Below are 19,755 nucleotides of genomic sequence, written 5' to 3' on the forward strand. Positions count from 1 at the left end.
TTCCCCCTTTACGCATTCTTTTCCAGTACGCGCTGATAAAACGCGTCAATGTCACGATGGTACTGTGCAAACATTTCCAGCCGGTCATTCGGAACATCATATTTAATGGAAATGACACGCTCAAAAATATTTTCCGCTTTCAAAACAGACATGGGATGCCCCATTGTCACCAATGCTCTCGCCTGTTTATAGAGATAAAGTATGGTATCCATCATTAAAAACTGCTTTTCCATAGAAACGCAGGTGTCATCCTTATGGAAAGCGTTCTGCTGCAGGAATCCCAGACGGATCACTCTGGCGATCTCCAGGATCAGCTTCTGATCATCAGGAAGCACATCGCTTCCGATCAGCTTGACAATTTCCAGAAGACTGCTCTCCTGATTGAGAAGCGCCATCAGGCGGTTTCTGTAATCGACAAATTTCGGCGATACGTTATCCTGGTACCAGGGCGCCAGATCTCCCAGATATTCACTGTAACTGCTAAGCCAGTGAATCGCCGGGAAATGTCGGGAGTAGGCAAGACTCTTATCCAATCCCCAGAAACACCGCACGAACCGCTTCGTATTCTGGGTGACAGGCTCCGAGAAATCTCCTCCCTGTGGGGACACTGCCCCGATAATAGAGACAGAGCCGTCTGTTCCATTCAGATTATGCATCATACCTGCCCTTTCATAAAACGCCGAAAGCCTTGAGGCAAGATAAGCAGGGAAACCTTCTTCCGCCGGCATTTCCTCCAAACGTCCGGACAGCTCCCTTAATGCCTCTGCCCACCGGGATGTAGAGTCCGCCATGATCGCCACGTCATATCCCATGTCCCGATAATACTCTGCCAGCGTAAGTCCTGTATAAATACTGGCTTCTCTGGCAGCCACAGGCATATTGGATGTGTTGGCGATAAGTGTGGTCCGGTCCATCAAAGGGTTCCCCGTTCTTGGATCTGTCAGATCAGCAAATTCTTCCAGAACCTGGGTCATTTCATTTCCACGTTCTCCGCATCCGATATAAATGATAATGTCCGCATCCGACCACTTTGCGATCTGGTGCTGCGTCATTGTCTTTCCTGTTCCGAATCCCCCTGGGATTGCTGCCGTTCCTCCCTTTGCAATGGGAAACATGGTGTCAATGATCCTCTGTCCTGTCACAAGAGGAACCGATGCGGAAAACCGCTGGCTTACAGGGCGGGCAGTCCGGATCGGCCATTTCTGTGCCATGGCGACCTCAGTTCTTTTCCCGTTATTTCCCTCCACCACGATCAACGTTTCCTCTATGGTGTAGTCTCCATCTTCTGCAACTGATACGACAGTACCTTCCACATCAGGCGGGATCATACATTTATGGACAATAGCCCGGGTTTCCGGTACTTCTGCAAAGATATCGCCTCCGTGAAGATATTCTCCTTCTTTTACTGTGATATGGGTACTCCATTTTTTTGTCTTATCCAGGGAATCTACGGAAACTCCCTTGGTGATAAATGCTCCGCCGCTCTCGGATATCTTCTCCAGAGGGCGTTCGATTCCATCGAAAATATTATTCAGTATGCCGGGAGCCAATGTTACTGAGACAGGTCCGCCCGATGCGATGACTTCTTCCCCCGGTCTAAGACCGGATGTTTCTTCATAAACCTGTATCGTTGTCCTGTCTTTATCAAGGGCAATAACTTCTCCTACCAGATGTTCTTCACCGACATATACCATCTCCGACATACAGAATCCTGTATTTCCCTTCAAATAGATGACAGGACCATTGATCCCGTAAATTTTCCCGGTATTAGCCAAGTCCCTCACCTCCCTGAAGCATGAACTGATCATATTCATTCTGAAGAGCTGTCTTAAAAGAATGATCGATCAGAATATTTCTGCTGCGGATGACAGAGCGCACCCCGCCTATAAAATCTTCCGCACTGATCGTAAGAAGCACTCCTGTTTTCTTTTCCAAAGCAGACTTTTTCTCCTGATCGGAAGGATCAATATAAATTGTCATTTCTTCCCGCCCGGCAAAATCCAGTGCGTTCTTAATGCAATCCGCAAGAAAACGGTCGTATTCCGGTGTTTTTCTGTATGCTGCGATAAGCTGATGCACCTCATCAAAAATTTTGTCCTTCAGCTCCTGCTGCACTTTGCTCTGCTCCCGCTTCAGATCCAGCTGCGCCTTTGCCATAGCCTGGTTTCTCTGCAGTCTGGCATTGGTCGTCTCTGCTTTGATCCGGGTCTGAGCCTGGTGCTGTGCCTCTCTTTTATGATCTTCAAACACCTTCTCCAATGCTTCTTTATAGGAGCTGATAATGGAATTTCCTTCTGTCCTGGCTTCTTCCATGGATACACTTCGGATGTGTGCGATCTTTTCTTCTAATGTCAAGAGGAATCCCTCCTTATTTTTGATTACTGTCTTATAATTTCAGTCCGATTGCTTCTGTAATATAAGAAGTGATAAAGTCTTTACTGCGGCCGGTTCCGTGCCTGTCAGGAATCTCGATCAGAAGAGGCATCTTTCTCTCCAGCCGGAACTCATCAATGATATCCGGAAATTCTCTGCCGAATTTCTCCGTCAGAAGAACAATGCCTACTGTTTTGTCCTGCAGAACATTCTGGAGCGCATGATAGAGTTCTTCTCTTTCATGAACTACAACCCCATCAACGCCTGCAAGGCGCATTCCTGTATAGGTATCTACATTATCACTGATTAAATACATTTTCATGCTACAGCTGTCCCAGGATCATGAAGGAGATGATCAGCCCGTAAAGGCAGACACCTTCTGCAAGTCCTACAAAGATCAGTGATTTACCAAGAACGCTGGAATCTTCACTGATTGCTCCAAGCGCCGCACTTGCTGCGCTTGCCACAGCGATACCGCCGCCGATACAGGATAAACCGGTAACCAGAGCAGCAGCGATATAGCCAAGTCCTGTCGCCATAGAGGCAGCTTCTCCCGCTGCCTGTGCCGCCTGTGCGTCCATTCCGGAAAACATCATAATGCCTCCGATCACAAACGCTCCGAAAAAGAAAAATACATTCACTCCAAGAGCCCGTTTATACCGTCCCTTGTTCTTTTCCCCGATCAGATAATATCCGAAAGGAATGATAATACTTAAAATCAAAGCTGCAATAAGAATCAGTCTGGCTGCAAGAGTCATATTCGCTCTCCTCCTTCTCTACTTTTTATTGTTTTTCGTCTTTGTATATGGATCAAACGCCCGTCCGCTTCCTTTGTAAAAACGGCTGAACATTTCATAATATTCCAGACGGAGTACCTGAATGCCGACAACCAACCCTTCCATCAGACATACAAACAGGTTGCCGAGGACAATGACTACCCAGTTGGGACTTCCCTCTTCTGCGCCCGCAAGCATCAGGACAACTTCCATCATGGCTGCGTGACTTACGGCAAATGCTCCGATACGGACAAAGGAAAGAGTGTTTGAAAAGTAACTTAACAATGTTTCAAACAGCTCAAAAAAACCTTCCACAATGAACATCGCCTTGCTCTCTTCCATTTTAGCCGTTTTCTTCTTGATCTTATTTGTCAATGGCTCCTTGAAAAGGATCAGAAGCAGAGGCACACCGAACATTACCCCAAGTACAATTCCCGCCGGAGTATTATGTCCTGTCATAAACAGGACGATCACCGCCGCAACCGATGCATAAAACACAAGTCCGGCCACTCCGTTTGCGTCAAACCAGGTGGATGCCGTATCTTTAGCCCTGACCGCATTTATAATATGCAGGATCATCGCTACAATGATCAGTCCCATACCAAAAGCTACCGATACGATAAAGACTGTATTCAGTTTACCTACAAAGGGCAGCGTCGTCATATGATCGATCGGCCTGATCCACAGAGGATCTATGATATTTTCAAAGCCGAAGACACTGCCGAACATAAAACCAAAGATCGTAGAAAAGATTCCGGCTGTCGCTATGATCCCGGCCAGAGGAAGCCTTTTAAAATGATAGATCAAAGCTCCCACGATCACCAGGAGCAGTCCCTGTCCCACATCACCGAACATAACGCCGAAAATAAAGGAATAAGTAAGTCCTACAAACACTGTGGGATCCATCTCATCATGAGACGGAAGGCCATACATACCCACAAACATTTCAAAGGGCCGGAAGATCTTTGGATTCTCCAGTTTGGTCGGAGGCTCCCCGAAATAATTATCGTGGTCATCTTCCACTACAATAAACACTTTATCGTCATCCTTTGCCTCTTCCATGAACTTTTCTACGTCGTCATCCGCCATCCAGCCGCACAAAATATAATAATCTTCTTTTTTATCTTCCACCCTGGCTGCCATCTTGCGCACATCAAAATTGTGAGCCAGCTCCTCCAGGCGTTTTTTTGCTCCCACAAGTTTTGCAGCCTTTTCTGTGAGCAGCTTTGCTTCTTCCTTTTCAATATCGCCGATCTGTTTCTGGATATCAAAGCTTTCTTTTGTCAATTCCTGGCAGACACGCTCAGGTGTTCCCCTGTACGCTGCCGGTATGTCGATCCGCTCAAAATGCAGGGACCGAAATACTGCGTCTACTTTGTGGGCTTCCGCCGGAGAAACAAAGTAAGCGCCGTATACCATACTTTCATCCTGCTGCCCTTTGACAAAAATAGCGCCCAGATCGTTCATCAAAAACTTTTCCATTTTCTGGTACTGCTCTGCAGGAAGTTTTCCAAAACGGTAGGCGATATATTTATAACTTAAAATCTTATCTAATTCCCCGTCAATCGGGCGGAAAGGTTCTATCACTCTCTGTCTGGACTGCACATCTTCCTGCTTTTTCTTCAGAGAATCCTTCTTTGCTTCCATAGCAAGAAATTCTTCATTGGTAGCGCGGATCAATTCAAAAATATCATCCAGCCCCATCTTGGTGTCCGGTTCTATCCTGTCCGAATCTTCCAGAAAGCCGACAAACTGCGTGGCCTTTAAAAGAGCATCTTTATAGGGATTGATCTCCACAAAGGGGCGGAGGTTATCCACTGTTTTCAGCTCGGAAAGCGCTGATTCCAGCTGTATCTCATATCTGGACAAATACAGGTCCATCACCCGGTCAATATCATCCCTCGGCCCTGATATATTGATAAATTTCATCTTAACAATCATGTTTTCCGCCCTCCTATATACTCCAGCGTCTCTTCAGGCGAAACACCATAGCGTACGCATTCTATTGCGGTGGTCAGCTTCTGCAGCTCCTCTTCCTTTAAAAAGAGATACGTATTGACAGAAGCAATGGAATAAGGGTTTCTCCTCCGGTCTGTCACATACAGATAATGCAGGTAATCCGCATACATTCTCTCTATTGTCAGATCTTTTTCAAAGTCATAATGTCTTGCATAAGATGTCTTTTCAAAAGCGCGGTAAAACTCTTCCACCGAAGGAGCCTCTACCATTTCTTTCACCAGATCTGTACTGATCTTATAGTGAACAGGAATGAGAAGTGCATATATGTCTGCAGAAGAAAGACTGAAATATTTCTTTGCCCGATAAATCCACTGAATATTCAGCATATTGATCTTTGCTCCGCAGTCTTTGATATAAATCTCCAGCTCCTTCTCACTCAAAGTTCTCTTTAATATTCCTTTCCGCTCTTTCCATATAGCGGTAAAATAGTACAAATTCAGCGCCAGATCATAATCAAACAAGGTAACGGCACGGCCGTTCTGCAGCCTTTTCAGAGGCTCGTAATATTCCGTTCCTTTCAGATTTTCCACCAGCTCGTCTGTCGTTCTTGCGTGGATAAGGCTGTCAATATTGATCTGCGAGTATTTATCAAAAAACATTTTTTTATACTGCAGATCAAAAGGCTCACTGTAATGATTTATGACAATCCTCAGACAGTAATTAATGAGCTCCACTTCATACCGCTTCAGATAAAGCCTGAGAAAACGTCTCTGATCCTGGCTGCCGAAACGGTAGATTTTCGTGTAATCCTTATAAAGCGACAACAGCAGCAGCTTCTCAATATTACCGCGATGGAGCATTTCCGGAGGCATCCCGTCCAGTATCTCCCCATATGAGGATTTTTCCATCAAATATGCCGCAACCTCCGGCACACTCTTCATTGCACTGATCTCTTCAAACTGCTTTGGACTGAGCAGCTTTGCCTCCATTGCACGTATTTTCGTAACGATCCCACTGTAGGCAAGTATATTTCCCATAAGCTACACCTCTGTAATCCGCTTCAGTATTTCCTGTGCATACTTTGTGTGGTTTTCGTCATACTCCTTTAGAAGCAGCCGGATACTGCCGGCATTCGCGCCGGACTGGCCGTCCAGCAGCCTTTTTTTATCTTCCTCCAGCTCCTCCTGAATCTTACTTAATTCACTCTGAGTTTTTGCTTCCAATTCTTTGTCAAACGCTTTTTTTCTTTCTTCATACTCCTTGTCAAGAACCGCTTTCTGTTCCTCTGCGTGGGCCACAATGGCATCAGCAGCTTCTTCAATTTCCGTCAATTTGTTGATAACAGAGTCCATAAAAAGCCTCCTTTTTGTATGAATTGCCGATATACTTTATCATACACCTTTTGTCAAAAAATGCAATGGTTTTTTACCTTCAAATCTTCTGTTTTATGTTAAGATTTCGTTAAAAAGAGACAGGGTATTTTTACCCTGTCCCTGTTTAAAGGAACTCTTTCATATCTTTCATCATATCCTCTTCCAGCTTCACCAGTTTCTGCGCCAGTGACTTGCTTTCTTTGGAAGCTTCCTTATATTTATGGATGTTTTCCGTAATCCCCTGAACGCCCATATTACATCCGTCTATCAAAAGTTTTGCGATCTGTCCGCTGCCTTCATCCATCATAAGTTTTACATTTGTAGTAATCCATGACATAGCGGACGCGGCTGCCTTCACGGAGGGTTCCGCCTTTCCTTCTGCCTCCAGAAGAGCAGCCGCCTCTTTCTCCAGTTCCCTGTGCTTTTTCTTATACCTGCTTACTACATCAGATAACCTGTCATTTTCAATATGCTCCTGTATCTGATTGATACTGTTGATCGCCATCTTGCATCCCTGGCTGCATTCTTCCAGCAGTTTTTCTGTACACACTTCCATATCTGATCCCTCTTTTCCTTTCCGCATAATTCCTTTTCCGCGTTTCCGCAGATATCTCATTCATAATATGAACAAAAAGGGGATAAAATATGTATGCCTTTTCTCAGGATTAAAGATTATATTTATATACTCTGTAAATAAACGATTCTTTTTCCATTGTAAATGACCGGATCAGTTCACCGCTGCTGTCATATTCTCCAAACACTCCCTGCATACCGCTGTCCGCCACAATATTATTTCCGATTTCCTGAACACTGCTCACATACCCTGAGTAAGGAAGCTCAAACCGCTCTGTCAGCTGATAGGTGCCTTTTTCCTCATCCACCAGATATTTATAGAAATAGGAAGCCGTGCCGTCCGAAGCCGAATCCTGTACGCCCGGGATCACGGTCCAGTCAAATTCAGGTCTTGTCTCACTCACGCCGATATTGTTGTTAAACATATAAATATAATACTGGCCTTCCGGTAAAGAAGAATCCTCCACATACGTAATGCTGTGCTGTCCTGCCTGGCTGGGAAAATCACCGTCTTTCTCCAGCACATAGCTGCTGTAGTCCGTATTCTCCCACACTGCCGGATCGCTGATAATATAGTCTATTTGAGGCGAACCATAGATATCTCCTATTTTAATGATAGAAGAGGTTTCCCTAGAGCTTAAAAGGATTTCTTCCTCACCCATCCACTGAATAGTATTAATATGCATCCAGTCCAGCTCACCGTCACTGTTCTCTGTACAGGTTTCTTTATAACTTCCGAACAGATCTTCCAGATCCAGCACCTCCTCCACCGTACCGTCCTCTGAATCCAGTCGGAGAATAATGTCTTCCACGCTGTCCTGGCCTGTGTCACTGGCCAGGATCAAAATATTACCTGCATCATCAAATACATAATCATGGTGCAGTTCATACTGTCCCAGGTCATATACCTGTGTGATCTGGCCCAGCTCATCCATCTGCGCCATCCTTGTCTCCGAGATGCTGTAATACATATTGTCATCGTCAAATAAAATCCGGTGGCTCCGGTAGCCGATGATGGGAACTTCTCCGCGGATCACCCCGTTATTGTCATAATAATACATAAAATCCAGACCGGAACTGTCATTTCCAAGTATGACATACAGACCGTTCTCCAGCTCTTCTTCGCTTGCTCCATCCTGACTTTTCAATACAGTTTCTTCTGTTCCCATCAGACTTCCCATGTCATAAGTGATCGTTTCCTGGTAAGAACTTCCGTCCAGAAGAGAAAAGGTAAAAATAATTTCATTTTGATGATCCGGCACAAGTCCCAGCACCTGATACTCATGCTCTGTCACATAGCTTCCGTCCTCCGTCAGCTGCTGCGTATAATCCGGTATAGTTTCATCTTCTACATGAATGGTACAGCTTACATTTTCTGCCTGCTCACTTTCAAAATATACATAGAGAGACAGCGTATTTGTGCCAAAAGGATTATACTCTACCAGCATGTCGCTCTCGGAATATTCCTTCTCTTCCTTTTTGTCATCCAACTCCTCGCGGATCTCCTCCTGGCTGTCCGTATTATATATCTTCCTGATCTCCTCTTTTTGTAACTGCAGTTTCTGATCCTCAGCCTGTGTTTCTTTATCTTCCGCTTTTTCCCTGTACATGCCCACCGAAACGCCCACAGCGCATGCAATCACACCCAGGATCATAACCGCCGCCGCTATTTTTTCCTTTCTCTTCATAAAAAACCTCACTTTCTTCTTTTTATAATAGAGAAAAAAAGTGAGGTTTTTTTGTTTAAATTATGATTATTCTGTGTCCTCTTCCTGCTGCACCTGCTTCAAATAATCGTGCTCTTTTTTCTTCGGTCTCGGGATCAGCCTTCCGGTAAATTTTCCTTTTCCCCGATTCTTTACATAGAAATATCCGATAACAGAAAACACTACCGCCCCAATAAAATTGACAAACAGATCCTGCATAGTATCAATAAGGCCAATATCCAGATAGCCTCCAAGTCCCAGGCTTTCTCCGTTTATCACTACATCCGTGATATCTCTTATAGCAGCAGGATGATTGCCTCCTGCCGGATCCAGCATAACAGAGCTGATAGAATGAACAACCGTATCTTTCTGCATATCCAGACCGAAAAACCGATCCATGGCAAATTCAAAAAATTCCCAGACCACTCCGATGGTCATGGAAAAGCAAAACGCTCCAAGAGACACATATAAAGGAGACAGTTTAATGGAAAAACGCTCATTCCTGTTCAAAATATCTACCAACGAAAATCCTATCGCCGCCATCAGAAATCCATTTGTAGTATGCAAAGCAGTATCCCATTCCGGTATCTTTATGTAATATGCCTGTATTTCTCCTAAAATTTCCGCCGCAAATATGAAAAACAGCAAAATAATTTCCAATCCGGTGGGAAACTCGATCTTTAAATTCACCTGTATAAAGCTCGGCACGATCAGAAGGATCAATGTGAGTATACAGAGAAATACATTTTCAAAATTCCGGTTAAAGATCTGAAGAATCATTACACAAATGACAAGCGCACGCAGGATCACATACACCAAAAAGGAACTTTTGTGCTCCCGAAGCTCCATCTTAAGCGCTTTGCCCATTGCCTTCCATCTGCTGTTTCCTTTATTCTTCTTCATACGACACATCCTTTGTTTCAAATGCCGGCAAAGCATATCCGTGATCCATAGGTCCGCTTCCCTTTCCCAGATCAAGACCTGCTCCAAGGGCGCCGGAAATATATTGTTTCGCCCTCTCTATGCTCTTTTCCATTCCATAGCCTTTTGCCAGATTGCTGGCAATAGCAGAAGAGAGCGTACACCCTGTTCCATGAGTGTTGGGGTTGTCGATCCTCTCTCCCCTGAACCAGATCATTTTCCCTCTCCAAAAGAGCAGATCATTGGCATCATTCATATCATGTCCACCTTTAATGAGTACGGCTCCGGGATAACGCGTTCCCAGGATGGAGGCTGCCTCCTCCATCTTCTTAGGACTGTCAATCTGAATACCGGAGAGTACCTCCGCTTCAGGAATATTGGGCGTGATCACCGCCGCCAGGGGAAGGAGCTTTGATTCCAGCGCTTCTTTGGCCTCATCCTGCAAAAGGCTGCTTCCGCTGGTGGCTACCATGACCGGATCCACTACGATATTTTCTGCCTTCCACTTCACCAGTTCATCCGCGATCACTTCGATCAGCAGGGCGGAAGAAACCATACCGATCTTGACAGCGTCCGGAAAGATATCCTGAAAGATGCATTCCAGCTGATTCCTCAAAAACTCCGGAGTGGATTCCATAATTCCATATACTCCGGTTGTATTTTGTGCCGTAAGGGCTGTCACTGCACTCATTCCGTACACTCCGTTTGCCAGCATCGTCTTAAGATCTGCCTGAATGCCTGCTCCTCCGCTGCAGTCACTTCCGGCTATTGTAAGCACACTTTTCCTCTTCACTGTTCTATCTCCTTCAGCTGTAAATAATCACAGATATAGATATCTGCCTCTCTGCGTATCTTTTCTGCATCATGGGACGAGGATGCATCCTCCACAGCCACTGTATAGCATCCTGCTGCCCGTGCATTTTGAACCCCTTTCAGAATATCTTCGAACACAATGCATTTTTCCAGAGGAACCCTGATCCTCTTTGCCGCAAGCTCATATACCTCCGCCGTTTCCTTTCCATGCTCTGTCTCTGATGACAGTGCAAATGCCTGGAAATAATCATAAACCCCGTTCCGTTTCAGAGCCGGCTCATAAAGAAGAGGATCCGAAGATGTAGCAGCAGCGATTTTTACTCCTCTTTCTCTTAAAGCCGCAAGATATTCCGCCGCATGAGGCTTAAGCTCCACCTCGCCGGCATACATCCCTTTCGCAATAGCGAACCATTCTTCCATGATCTGAGCTTCACTTTTTTCCATTGCGTATCGCTTCTTTGTATATTCTGCCGCCTGTGCAAAATGCATGGTAAGCAGATCCTGTATGTAGTCTTTTTCAAAGGGAAGCCCGTTGTTCTCCAGGAAACGCCTGTCCACGATCTCCCAGACTCCCATGGAGTCAAGAATCGTTCCGTCCAGGTCGAATACCGCTCCCTCCCAGTCTTTTCCACCGTATGTTATCATGATCCTTCTCTTTCCTGTTTTTTCTGACTTCGAACCGCTTCAGAAAGTTCGCTTGCCGCCCGTTCAATATCATCGGCGGCAATGACTGCTGAAACGACTGCTATTCCGTCAACGCCCGTCCCCTTCAGTTCCGGAAGGGTTTGCTTATTCATACCGCCGATGGCAACGATAGGAAGATCCACCATCTCACGGATTTTCTTTAATTCTTCCACTGTGGTAACATCTGCGTCCGTCTTGGTGCTGGTAGCATGCATGGCCCCTACTCCCAGGTAATCCGCGCCGTCCTCCCGGGCTTTTACTGCCTCCCGGACACTCCCTGCCGACACGCCGATCACCTTGTCTCCACCGAGGATCCTGCGCACAGACGCCGCCGGCAGGTCATCCTGCCCTACATGGACTCCGTCTGCATTTACGGCAAGCGCGATATCCACTCTGTCATTGATGATCAGCGGTATCTTATATTCATCTGTTATTTTTTTTACCCGAAGGGCAGTTTCATAAAATTCCAGAGAGGAGCAGTCTTTCTCCCGAAGCTGCACAACCGTGCATCCTCCTTTCACTGCCTGTTCTACCGCTTCCTCAATGGTGTCTGTGCTCATCAGATCTCTGTCTGTGCACAGATAGAGCGTGTAATCAATTTCCTGTTTCTTCAAATCGCGCCATCTCCTTCACTGTTTTTTCATCCAGTCTGCTCAAAGCATCTATAACAGCCATATGGAAACTTCCGGTTCCCTTTTCTCCTGCCTCCCGGAATGCAAGTTCACCGGCTATTCCCATTGCCGCTACACCTGATGCCGCCGCTGTAAAAGGATCTCCTCCCGCGCCCAGGAAAGCACCCACCAAAGCAGTCGTCATGCAGCCTGTTCCTGTTACTCTGGAGAGCATTGGATGACCGTTATGGATCTTCACCAGTTCTGTTCCGTCCGTAATGACATCCACCGCTCCAGTCAGGGCTGCCGCACATCCCAGTCTGGCAGCCGCCTCTCTTGCCGCCTGCACCGCATCATTTCCAGTATCCCTGTCAGAGCTGTCTACTCCCTTTGTAGATGACGGCAGTCCTGCCACATAGGACAGCTCCGAGAGATTTCCACGGATAACAGAAAAACGGATTTGCCGGGTCAGTTCTCTTACCGTATCGTTCCGAAGCAGAGACGCTCCCGCCCCTACCGGATCCAGAACAACCGGTATCCCGCACTCGTTGGCTTTTTCCCCTGCAAGGATCATCGATTCTATGGTCCGGTGATTTAAGGTTCCGATATTCAGTACCAGAGCCGAGGAAATTGCTGTAATATCCGCAGCCTCTTTCTCGTCATCTGCCATGATGGGGGAAGCGCCGATGGCCAGCGTTACATTAGCACAGTCGTTGACCGTCACATAGTTGGTAATATTATGTATCAGAGGCGAACGGCTCCTTACCTCAGTAAGAAGCGCCGCCGCCTTTTCTGTCATATTCATATCTGTTCCCCTTCTCTTTCTTGCGGATCAGTTAAGAAACGCCTCTACAATGACTCCTTCCGCTTCCTCCTCAGTCATTCCGAATGTCCGAAGCTTGATCAGCTGTTCATTGTTGATCCTTCCGATGGCCGCCTCATGGATGATCGCTGCATCCAGATGACGGGCGTCAATTTCCGGAATGGACTGTACTCTGGCGTGATCCATAATAATGGAATCACACTGGATATGTGCCTGGCATTTGGCTTCTCCGACAGCCCTTGGATGAAATACCTGCACAGAACCGCCCTTTGCCACAGACCGGGAAATAATCTGGGCAGAGCTTCCTTCTCCCTTCATATAGACGGCCATATTGGATTCCGCTTTCTGTTCGTCGTGAGTCATCAGCTTTTCCAAAACATAAAGACGTGCTCCTGCCCCCATTGTCACTTCTGTCTCACGCTGTGTAGAATCCACTCCTTTGATCTGCACTGTATCTAATGTAAAAACAGAATCTTCTTCCATATAAATCTTTGTCACCGGATTGAGCACTCTTGCTCCGGTTCCTTCCCCTTCGCCGTAATGCTTCTCCTCATAACGTACATTCGCACCCTTTCCTACGTGAAATGCGTGGATGCCGTCGTGCCGTGTTTCATTGCATCCGCTGTTATGGATCCCGCATCCGGCCACGATAGTCACATCTGCGCCGTCTGCAATATAGAAATCATTGTACACAATATCTACCATTCCGGACGTACTTACAACAACAGGGATATGCACCTGCTCCCCTTTTGCAGAACCGTCAATATAGACATCTATTCCAGGTTTATCCTCTTTCCTTTTGATCTTAATGTGTTCTGTATCTCCGTGACAGAGTGACACTCCGTTTTCCCGGAGATTGTAGGCTCCCTCCTGCTTAAATCCGGAACTGCTGTCTATCTGTTTCAGTACTTTTTCTGTAATCTTATCCAACAATGTCATTTCCATCTGCTCCCTTCTTTCGTCTGCCTTAACGGATCCTTTACATTTCCTGTTCCATGCAGGCACAACCGGCTCCATCTGTCAAAAGTGTCGGAAGAACTTCTTCTCTTGGCCCGATCTTTTTGATCGTTCCATCTTCAATCACCATGATCCTGTCTGCCATCCGTATAATTCTCTCCTGATGGGAAATCAGCATCAGCATTTGATCTTTCTTTTTATGGATTCTCTCAAACTGCTGTACAAGCATGGAAAAGCTCCAAAGATCAATGCCGGCCTCCGGCTCGTCAAAAATACAGAGCTTATGACTTTTTGCAAGCACTGTCGCGATCTCCAGACGTTTCATCTCTCCTCCGGACAAAGTCCCGTCAATTTCCCGGTTCAGATATTCTTTCGCGCACAGTCCCACTCCACTTAACATTTTACAGCAAACGTGCTCCGGCAATGTCTCGCCTGCCGCCAAAGAAAGAAGTTTATTTACCGTCATCCCCTTAAATCTTGGCGGCTGCTGAAAAGCAAATCCGATTCCCGCTTTGGCACGATGATCGATATCGTATTCGGAAATATCCTCGCCATCCAGAAGGATCTGTCCCGCGTCCGCTTTCTCAATCCCCATCAGAACCTTGGCAAGCGTAGATTTTCCTCCGCCGTTCGGGCCTGTGATCACCAGCATCTCTCCATTCTCCACCGTGAAACTGATGTCCTTTACAATGCTCCTCTCTACGCCATTTTCATTGACCTTAAATGTTAAGTTCTTTACTTCCAGCATATCTGTATTCCTCTCCTTCTTCCACCGTTTTCCAGGTAAAACTTCCATTCTCAAGTATCATATAGCTGTGCGGACTGTTCTCCTTCGGAATAGATACGGAACCCGGATTGATGTAGTATTTCCCGCCAAATTCTTCCAATACCGGCACGTGAGTGTGGCCGTGCAGGAGAATATCCCCTCTTTTCAGCATGGGAGGATTCTTTACATTATGCTGATGTCCGTGAGTGGCAAAGATCATTCTGCCCTCATCATACAGAATACAATACTCTGCAAGAATGGGAAATTCCAGCACCATCTGATCCACCTCTGTGTCGCAGTTTCCTCTGACACAGAGAATTTCTTCTTTTATTTCGTTCAGCATAGCAAGTACTTCCTTGGGAGCATAATCCCTGGGCAGGTCATTTCTCGGGCCATGATAGAGGATATCACCGAGAAGAAGCAGCTTGTCCGCTTTTTCCTCACGGTACCGTTCCAACAAAAGCCTGCAGTAATACGCGCTGCCATGTATATCTGATGCAATCAGAATCTTCATAATATGATCGTCCTTTCCTGTTTGCTGTTTTACTGTGACTTTTAATTTTAACATATATCTCTCTTTTTTTCACCCGTTTTCCCGGGAAAAATTATCTGTTATGAATTTTTCATCACTACACTTTCCACTACATCTGCAATATGCTCGCATTCATCTGCACATTTCTCCAGATAAGTATAAATTTCCCTCCAGGCAATCACATCTCTCACATCATTTTCTTCTGTGTGAAGCCTTCTCATACTGTCAATATATGCTTTATCTGTCTGCTCCTCATAGAAATTGATCTGTATAATACTTTCTTTTAATTTTTTGGAATGCCTGAAATCTGCAAACTCCTGTAAAAGGCAGCGCACCTCCTCGCTGCACTTGATAATGAGATCCAGCATTTTCAGCGCGTCTTCCCTTATCTCTCTGATATTGTTGATGTAAATCCTGATAAAGACTTCTTCAATCTTATCCGTCAGCTCATCAATATTATAGCTAAGAGAGACAATATCTTCTCTCTCGATCGGTGTGATAAACGCTTTTGCCAGCTTGTCCGTCATCTGATGTTTTTTTTCATCTGCCTCATGCTCTATAGCATGAAGAAGATCCAGATTTTTCTCCATCTCATCCGACCGGAAATCTGTTAAAGTTTCCTTCAGAAAATGTGCCGCCCTGCAGGAAAGCTCCGTACACTCTATAAAATTTTCAAAATAAAATAAATCCTGTTTCTTTGACATTTTTCTTCTCCTTATCTGCTTCTCTATAAAATCACCATAAATAGTTTTGCCATTATAAAGCTGATCAAGCCGCATCCCGGGAAGGTAAATACCCAGGTCAGCATCATCTCCTTTACAATATTGAAATTAATGGCAGACAGACGTTTTACTGCGCCCACACCCATAATCGCACTTGTTTTTGTGTGGGTCGTGGATACCGGGATTCCAAACAGACTGGAATACAAAAGACACAGCGCCCCTGCAAGGTCTGCCGAAAAGCCCTGGTATCTGTCCAGCTTCACCATATCCATTCCTACTGATTTAATAATTTTCTCTCCGCCTACACTTGTTCCCATTGCCATAACAATACTGCAAAGGAGCATAAGCCACACCGGTATCTCCATCCCGCTTACCGATGAACTGCCATTGTAAAACGCAATCCCCAGAAACAGAACACCGATAAACTTCTGTCCGTCTTGCGCCCCGTGCATAAAGCTCATGGCTGCAGCTCCTACAATCTGTGCGCCGCCGAAAAAACGATTTGCCCGGCTTCTTTCCATATTCCGGAACAATACCGTGATCAGTCTGCATATGATCCACCCTGTAGCAAATCCCAAAGCAAGACTGAGTACCAGACCGTATATGACCTTGATCCACTCTGCACCGTTGATCCCTTCCACTCCATGGTGAATGGCGATCGCCGCACCTGAAAGTCCGGCAATCAGACTGTGGCTTTCACTGGTGGGTATACCGAAACAGGAAGCTCCCACACTATATATCACTATGGACAGAAGCGCAGCACACAGCCCGATGAGAGCCTCATGAGTCTGGTTACCGAAATCCACCATATTACTGATCGTTGATGCTACTGAACTGTTGATCTGGGTCATCACAAATACCCCAAGAAAATTAAAAAATGCACTCATCCATATCGCTGTCCTTGCCCGAAGACACCGGGTTGCCACACAGGTTGCGATCGCATTGGGAGCATCTGTCCAGCCATTTACAAAAATAACTCCTAATGTAAGCAGTATCGTCACTGCCAGCACAGGACTTCCTGTGATTCCCGTCCAGAAGTATCCAAATGAAATTTCCATATTTTCCCCTTCCAATTACATTTATATATTTCTCTCAAAGTTGTTAATATTATCAACTTTCCCGATTACTACAATAATATCTGACTCATCCAGTCGATATTCCGGCTCAAATTCAATGATTGTTTTATTTTCTCTCTCAATCGCAATAATATTCAGTCCGTGCTTCTGACGCAGCTTTATCTCTTCTATACTGCGGCCTGCCAGTTTTCCGGAAATCCTGATCTGACGAATCTCCACACTGTCATCCAGAGAAACATACTCCAAAAAATTACCTGACAAAAGTCTTCTCCCCAGACGAAGCGCCATATCTCTTTCCGGGTATACTACTTCAGCCCCCAATTTCTTCAATACCGCTCCCTGTTCTGCTGAAAGAGCCTTTGCGATCACACGAGGCACACCCATTTCAATGACACTCATTGTAGTCAGGACGCTGACATCTACTTTTTCTCCGATGCAGACAATTACCACATCACAATTCTGGATCCCCGCCTCTTCCAGAGTTTCCATGCTAAGATCATCCGATACAAACGCATACTCTGTATATTGCCTCATCTCTCTGATCGTACTTTCTTCTCTGTCGATCACGATCACTTCATTATCCGACTGCGCCAGTGTAACAGCCAGAGCTGTTCCAAACCGTCCCAGTCCGATCACTCCATATGTAGCTGTTGTTTTTCTTTTCTTCATCATCCGCCTTGATTCCTTTCTACTTTATTTCTGCCTTTCCCAATCTCTTTATCCGATAGCAATGCTTTCTTCGGAATAGCGTATTGCAGATTCCGGACGACTGATCCACATAGTCAGTAAGGTGAATGCTCCCAGTCTTCCGATAAACATGACCGAAATGATCACCAGCTTGCCCGCCGTACAAAGTTCCGGCGTAATGCCAGTGGAGAGACCCACTGTACCGAAAGCGGAAACTACCTCAAAAAATATCTGGATAAAGCTGCAGTCCGGTTCCAATATGCACATGAAAAATGTAGCGATGCAGACAACTGTTATAGACAGAACGGTGATCATACATGCTTTAGAAACGTTTTTCTGAGAGATTTCTCTGTGAAAAGCACTGACATTTCGTTTCGTACATGCACTTCTTGCTGCCTGTATCATAACAAAAAACGTACTGGTTTTTATTCCTCCTCCTGTCGATCCCGGAGAGGCCCCTATAAACATAAGGATACAAAGTACAAACAAGCCTGCATTGCTGAAAGTACCGATGGGATACGTAGAAAAGCCTGCTGTCCTCGCCGAAACGCTCTGAAAAAACGCTCCAAGCCATGAAATATCTTCTGTCCACTTTAAAAGAAACATTCCTGCCGCCACCAACACTGCACTGGTAACAATCACGATCTTGGAATGAAATGATAATAGTTTAAAACGGCGATGCCGCCCAATATCCAAGATTACAAGGAAGCCGAGCCCTCCTGCCAGGATCAGAAAACTGGTAGTGAAATTCAGCAGAATATTTTCCTGATAAGGAATCAGATTTCTTAATCCTCCCAAAATATCAAATCCGGAATTATTAAAGGCAGCCACTGAATGAAAAATGCTGATCCCGGCTGCATGAAGCGGTTCATAATCCCGTGAAAAGACAAGAAAACTAAGCAGCGCTCCCACCGCTTCAAAACTCACTGTCATAAACAGCACCGCCTTAACCAGACGTACGATCCCCCGATAATTATCAATATTCAAAGCTTCCTTTACCAAAAGCCTGCTCTTGATACTCACTCGTTTGCCGGCAGCCAGCATCAGACCTACACCTACGGAACTTACGCCCAGACCTCCTATCTGGATCAGAACGGCCACAAGCCCCTGTCCGAATGCCGTAAAATGATCCGCCGTATCTATAGCGATCAGTCCGGTCACGCAGACTGCACTGGTAGATGTAAACAAAGCGTCAATAAAAGAAACTTCTGCCCCGCTTCTGACAGAAAACGGCATACAAAGAAGCAGCGCCCCGACAAGAATCACCGCTGCAAAGCCTGCAGTAATAAGGCGGCCCGGAGGCTGCCGCCGAAAAAAACTGTCATTATTCAATTTTCCACCTGCTTTCTTTTTGAAACATACGCAATATACTTCGATCAAATGAAAGCAGCGCGTTTTTTTCCGTCTTTTTTCTGTTGGATAACTAAATCGCACAAGAAACGTGCCAAAGGATAAAAATAAGACTGCAAATATGCTCCATAAACTTTTTTCAGAAAAGCCCACGCAAAAAAGACTGCTGATGCAAAGAAAATCAGACAGAATAATACAGATATTTTAGATAAACCGGCCTTCATTCTCCGGCCGCACTCTACCTTAAGAACCGCCTGGTGCTGCAGAAAATCCCAGGAATCCATACTCTGAAAATCAATATGCTTTCCTGTCTTTGAGGCAACAACCTCCTGTTTCTGTTCATCCGCCACCGAATATTCCAGGCTCTGTACCGGAATTTCCAAGGACACAAAAACACTAATATATATCATACATAAGGCAAGAATTATCTTACAAAATCTGCTATACATTTCACTCTCTCCCGGCTGGAAGGCTTTTTGTTTCACAGGGAAACCTTGCTGCGAACTTTCCTCTCAAATAAAAAATGCGGATGACAGGAATCGAACCTGCACACCGAAGTACTAGATCCTAAGTCTAGCGCGTCTGCCAGTTCCGCCACATCCGCATAATAATAAAAGTTTCTATATAGCAAACCGCTAAAGCCTGCAGATAATAGTTTACGCACCCATCCATCCTTTGTCAAGTAATAATTTGATTTAGATTTAACATAATTTAATTTATATTTACCCAGGCAACTGGGAGGGACAGCTTTCTTCCCGAAGGTTGACGCCGCGCGTTCAAAAAACAGCGGAAAGTCTTTCGATTGGCTTTCCGCTGTTTTTTAATAATGAGCGTGCGGGGATTCGAACCCCGGACAACTTGATTAAAAGTCAAGTGCTCTACCACCTGAGCTACACGCCCGTATAAAACTGGGCTAGTTGGATTCGAACCAACGAATGCAGGAGTCAAAGTCCTGTGCCTTACCGCTTGGCGATAGCCCAATAGCCCTTTCGGGTTAAGGTGGATACAGGGATTCGAACCCTGGGCCTCCAGAGCCACAATCTGGCGCGCTAA

General features: G+C 45.6%; 21 protein-coding genes and 3 tRNA genes. All 24 read right to left on the bottom strand.

Annotated elements, in window-relative coordinates:
- Positions 1-8 precede the first annotated feature (8 nt).
- Positions 9-1,775, bottom strand: a complete 1,767-nt coding sequence (locus tag WJ238_RS02420) for a V-type ATP synthase subunit A (RefSeq protein WP_337606035.1) — start codon at positions 1,773-1,775, stop codon at positions 9-11.
- Positions 1,768-2,355, bottom strand: a complete 588-nt coding sequence (locus WJ238_RS02425; protein WP_337606036.1) for a V-type ATP synthase subunit E — start codon at positions 2,353-2,355, stop codon at positions 1,768-1,770. The genes WJ238_RS02420 and WJ238_RS02425 overlap by 8 nt, the downstream gene beginning before the upstream one ends.
- Positions 2,356-2,386: 31 nt before the next feature.
- Entirely contained in the window at positions 2,387-2,695 is a 309-nt protein-coding gene (locus WJ238_RS02430) for a V-type ATP synthase subunit F (RefSeq protein WP_230105140.1), read from the bottom strand.
- Position 2,696: 1 nt separating this feature from the next.
- A complete protein-coding gene (locus tag WJ238_RS02435; RefSeq protein WP_256193023.1) occupies positions 2,697-3,131 on the bottom strand; it encodes an ATP synthase subunit C in 435 nt (144 codons plus the stop codon).
- A gap of 18 nt (positions 3,132-3,149) precedes the next feature.
- Positions 3,150-5,090 carry a V-type ATP synthase subunit I gene (locus WJ238_RS02440; RefSeq protein ID WP_230105138.1) on the bottom strand — a complete coding sequence of 647 codons (1,941 nt, stop codon included), beginning with the start codon at positions 5,088-5,090 and terminating at the stop codon, positions 3,150-3,152.
- Positions 5,087-6,145 (bottom strand): V0D/AC39 family V-type ATPase subunit, encoded by a 1,059-nt coding sequence (locus WJ238_RS02445; protein ID WP_230105137.1) that lies wholly within the window; start codon positions 6,143-6,145, stop codon positions 5,087-5,089. Before WJ238_RS02445 ends, WJ238_RS02440 begins: the two co-directional genes overlap by 4 nt.
- A 3-nt stretch (positions 6,146-6,148) precedes the next feature.
- Entirely contained in the window at positions 6,149-6,460 is a 312-nt protein-coding gene (locus WJ238_RS02450; protein ID WP_230105136.1) for a hypothetical protein, read from the bottom strand.
- 145 nt (positions 6,461-6,605) lie between these two features.
- Entirely contained in the window at positions 6,606-7,037 is a 432-nt protein-coding gene (locus WJ238_RS02455) for a hypothetical protein (RefSeq protein WP_337606037.1), read from the bottom strand.
- A gap of 109 nt (positions 7,038-7,146) precedes the next feature.
- Positions 7,147-8,742: an aryl-sulfate sulfotransferase gene (locus tag WJ238_RS02460; protein WP_337606038.1), complete on the bottom strand. Its 1,596-nt coding sequence runs from the start codon at positions 8,740-8,742 to the stop codon at positions 7,147-7,149.
- A 66-nt stretch (positions 8,743-8,808) separates the two neighbouring features.
- On the bottom strand, positions 8,809-9,672 hold the full coding sequence (locus tag WJ238_RS02465; RefSeq protein WP_524536982.1) for a DUF2238 domain-containing protein: 864 nt from the start codon (positions 9,670-9,672) through the stop codon (positions 8,809-8,811).
- A complete protein-coding gene (gene thiD, locus WJ238_RS02470) occupies positions 9,650-10,474 on the bottom strand; it encodes a bifunctional hydroxymethylpyrimidine kinase/phosphomethylpyrimidine kinase (RefSeq protein WP_256193019.1) in 825 nt (274 codons plus the stop codon). Before thiD ends, WJ238_RS02465 begins: the two co-directional genes overlap by 23 nt.
- On the bottom strand, positions 10,471-11,139 hold the full coding sequence (locus WJ238_RS02475; protein ID WP_230105131.1) for an HAD family hydrolase: 669 nt from the start codon (positions 11,137-11,139) through the stop codon (positions 10,471-10,473). Before WJ238_RS02475 ends, thiD begins: the two co-directional genes overlap by 4 nt.
- Positions 11,136-11,792, bottom strand: coding sequence for a thiamine phosphate synthase (gene thiE / locus WJ238_RS02480; RefSeq protein WP_337606040.1), 657 nt, complete (start codon positions 11,790-11,792; stop codon positions 11,136-11,138). The genes WJ238_RS02475 and thiE overlap by 4 nt, the downstream gene beginning before the upstream one ends.
- Entirely contained in the window at positions 11,773-12,594 is an 822-nt protein-coding gene (gene thiM / locus WJ238_RS02485; protein ID WP_337606041.1) for a hydroxyethylthiazole kinase, read from the bottom strand. Before thiM ends, thiE begins: the two co-directional genes overlap by 20 nt.
- A 27-nt stretch (positions 12,595-12,621) precedes the next feature.
- The gene (locus tag WJ238_RS02490; RefSeq protein ID WP_230107583.1) at positions 12,622-13,551 is read right to left on the bottom strand and encodes a SufB/SufD family protein; all 930 of its coding nucleotides are present in this window, start codon (positions 13,549-13,551) and stop codon (positions 12,622-12,624) included.
- A 40-nt stretch (positions 13,552-13,591) separates the two neighbouring features.
- A complete protein-coding gene (locus WJ238_RS02495) occupies positions 13,592-14,317 on the bottom strand; it encodes an ABC transporter ATP-binding protein (protein WP_230105129.1) in 726 nt (241 codons plus the stop codon).
- Positions 14,289-14,849 carry a phosphodiesterase gene (gene yfcE / locus WJ238_RS02500; protein WP_230107582.1) on the bottom strand — a complete coding sequence of 187 codons (561 nt, stop codon included), beginning with the start codon at positions 14,847-14,849 and terminating at the stop codon, positions 14,289-14,291. Before yfcE ends, WJ238_RS02495 begins: the two co-directional genes overlap by 29 nt.
- A gap of 98 nt (positions 14,850-14,947) precedes the next feature.
- Complete coding sequence (locus tag WJ238_RS02505; protein ID WP_230105128.1) at positions 14,948-15,571, bottom strand: DUF47 domain-containing protein; 624 nt, start codon at positions 15,569-15,571, stop codon at positions 14,948-14,950.
- A gap of 23 nt (positions 15,572-15,594) precedes the next feature.
- Positions 15,595-16,647: an inorganic phosphate transporter gene (locus tag WJ238_RS02510; RefSeq protein WP_256193014.1), complete on the bottom strand. Its 1,053-nt coding sequence runs from the start codon at positions 16,645-16,647 to the stop codon at positions 15,595-15,597.
- A gap of 21 nt (positions 16,648-16,668) precedes the next feature.
- Positions 16,669-17,334 (bottom strand): potassium channel family protein, encoded by a 666-nt coding sequence (locus tag WJ238_RS02515; protein ID WP_230107581.1) that lies wholly within the window; start codon positions 17,332-17,334, stop codon positions 16,669-16,671.
- A 48-nt stretch (positions 17,335-17,382) separates the two neighbouring features.
- Complete coding sequence (locus WJ238_RS02520; RefSeq protein WP_316265629.1) at positions 17,383-18,684, bottom strand: TrkH family potassium uptake protein; 1,302 nt, start codon at positions 18,682-18,684, stop codon at positions 17,383-17,385.
- Between the two features lie 542 nt (positions 18,685-19,226).
- Positions 19,227-19,306: transfer RNA gene (locus WJ238_RS02525), tRNA-Leu, on the bottom strand.
- A 223-nt stretch (positions 19,307-19,529) separates the two neighbouring features.
- Positions 19,530-19,602 (bottom strand) — tRNA-Lys (locus tag WJ238_RS02530).
- Between the two features lie 8 nt (positions 19,603-19,610).
- A tRNA-Gln gene (locus WJ238_RS02535) sits at positions 19,611-19,682 on the bottom strand.
- Positions 19,683-19,755: the final 73 nt, after the last annotated feature.

It is taken from the genome of Claveliimonas sp. (assembly GCF_037273965.1).
GTDB classification, from domain to species: Bacteria; Bacillota; Clostridia; order Lachnospirales; family Lachnospiraceae; genus Claveliimonas; species Claveliimonas bilis.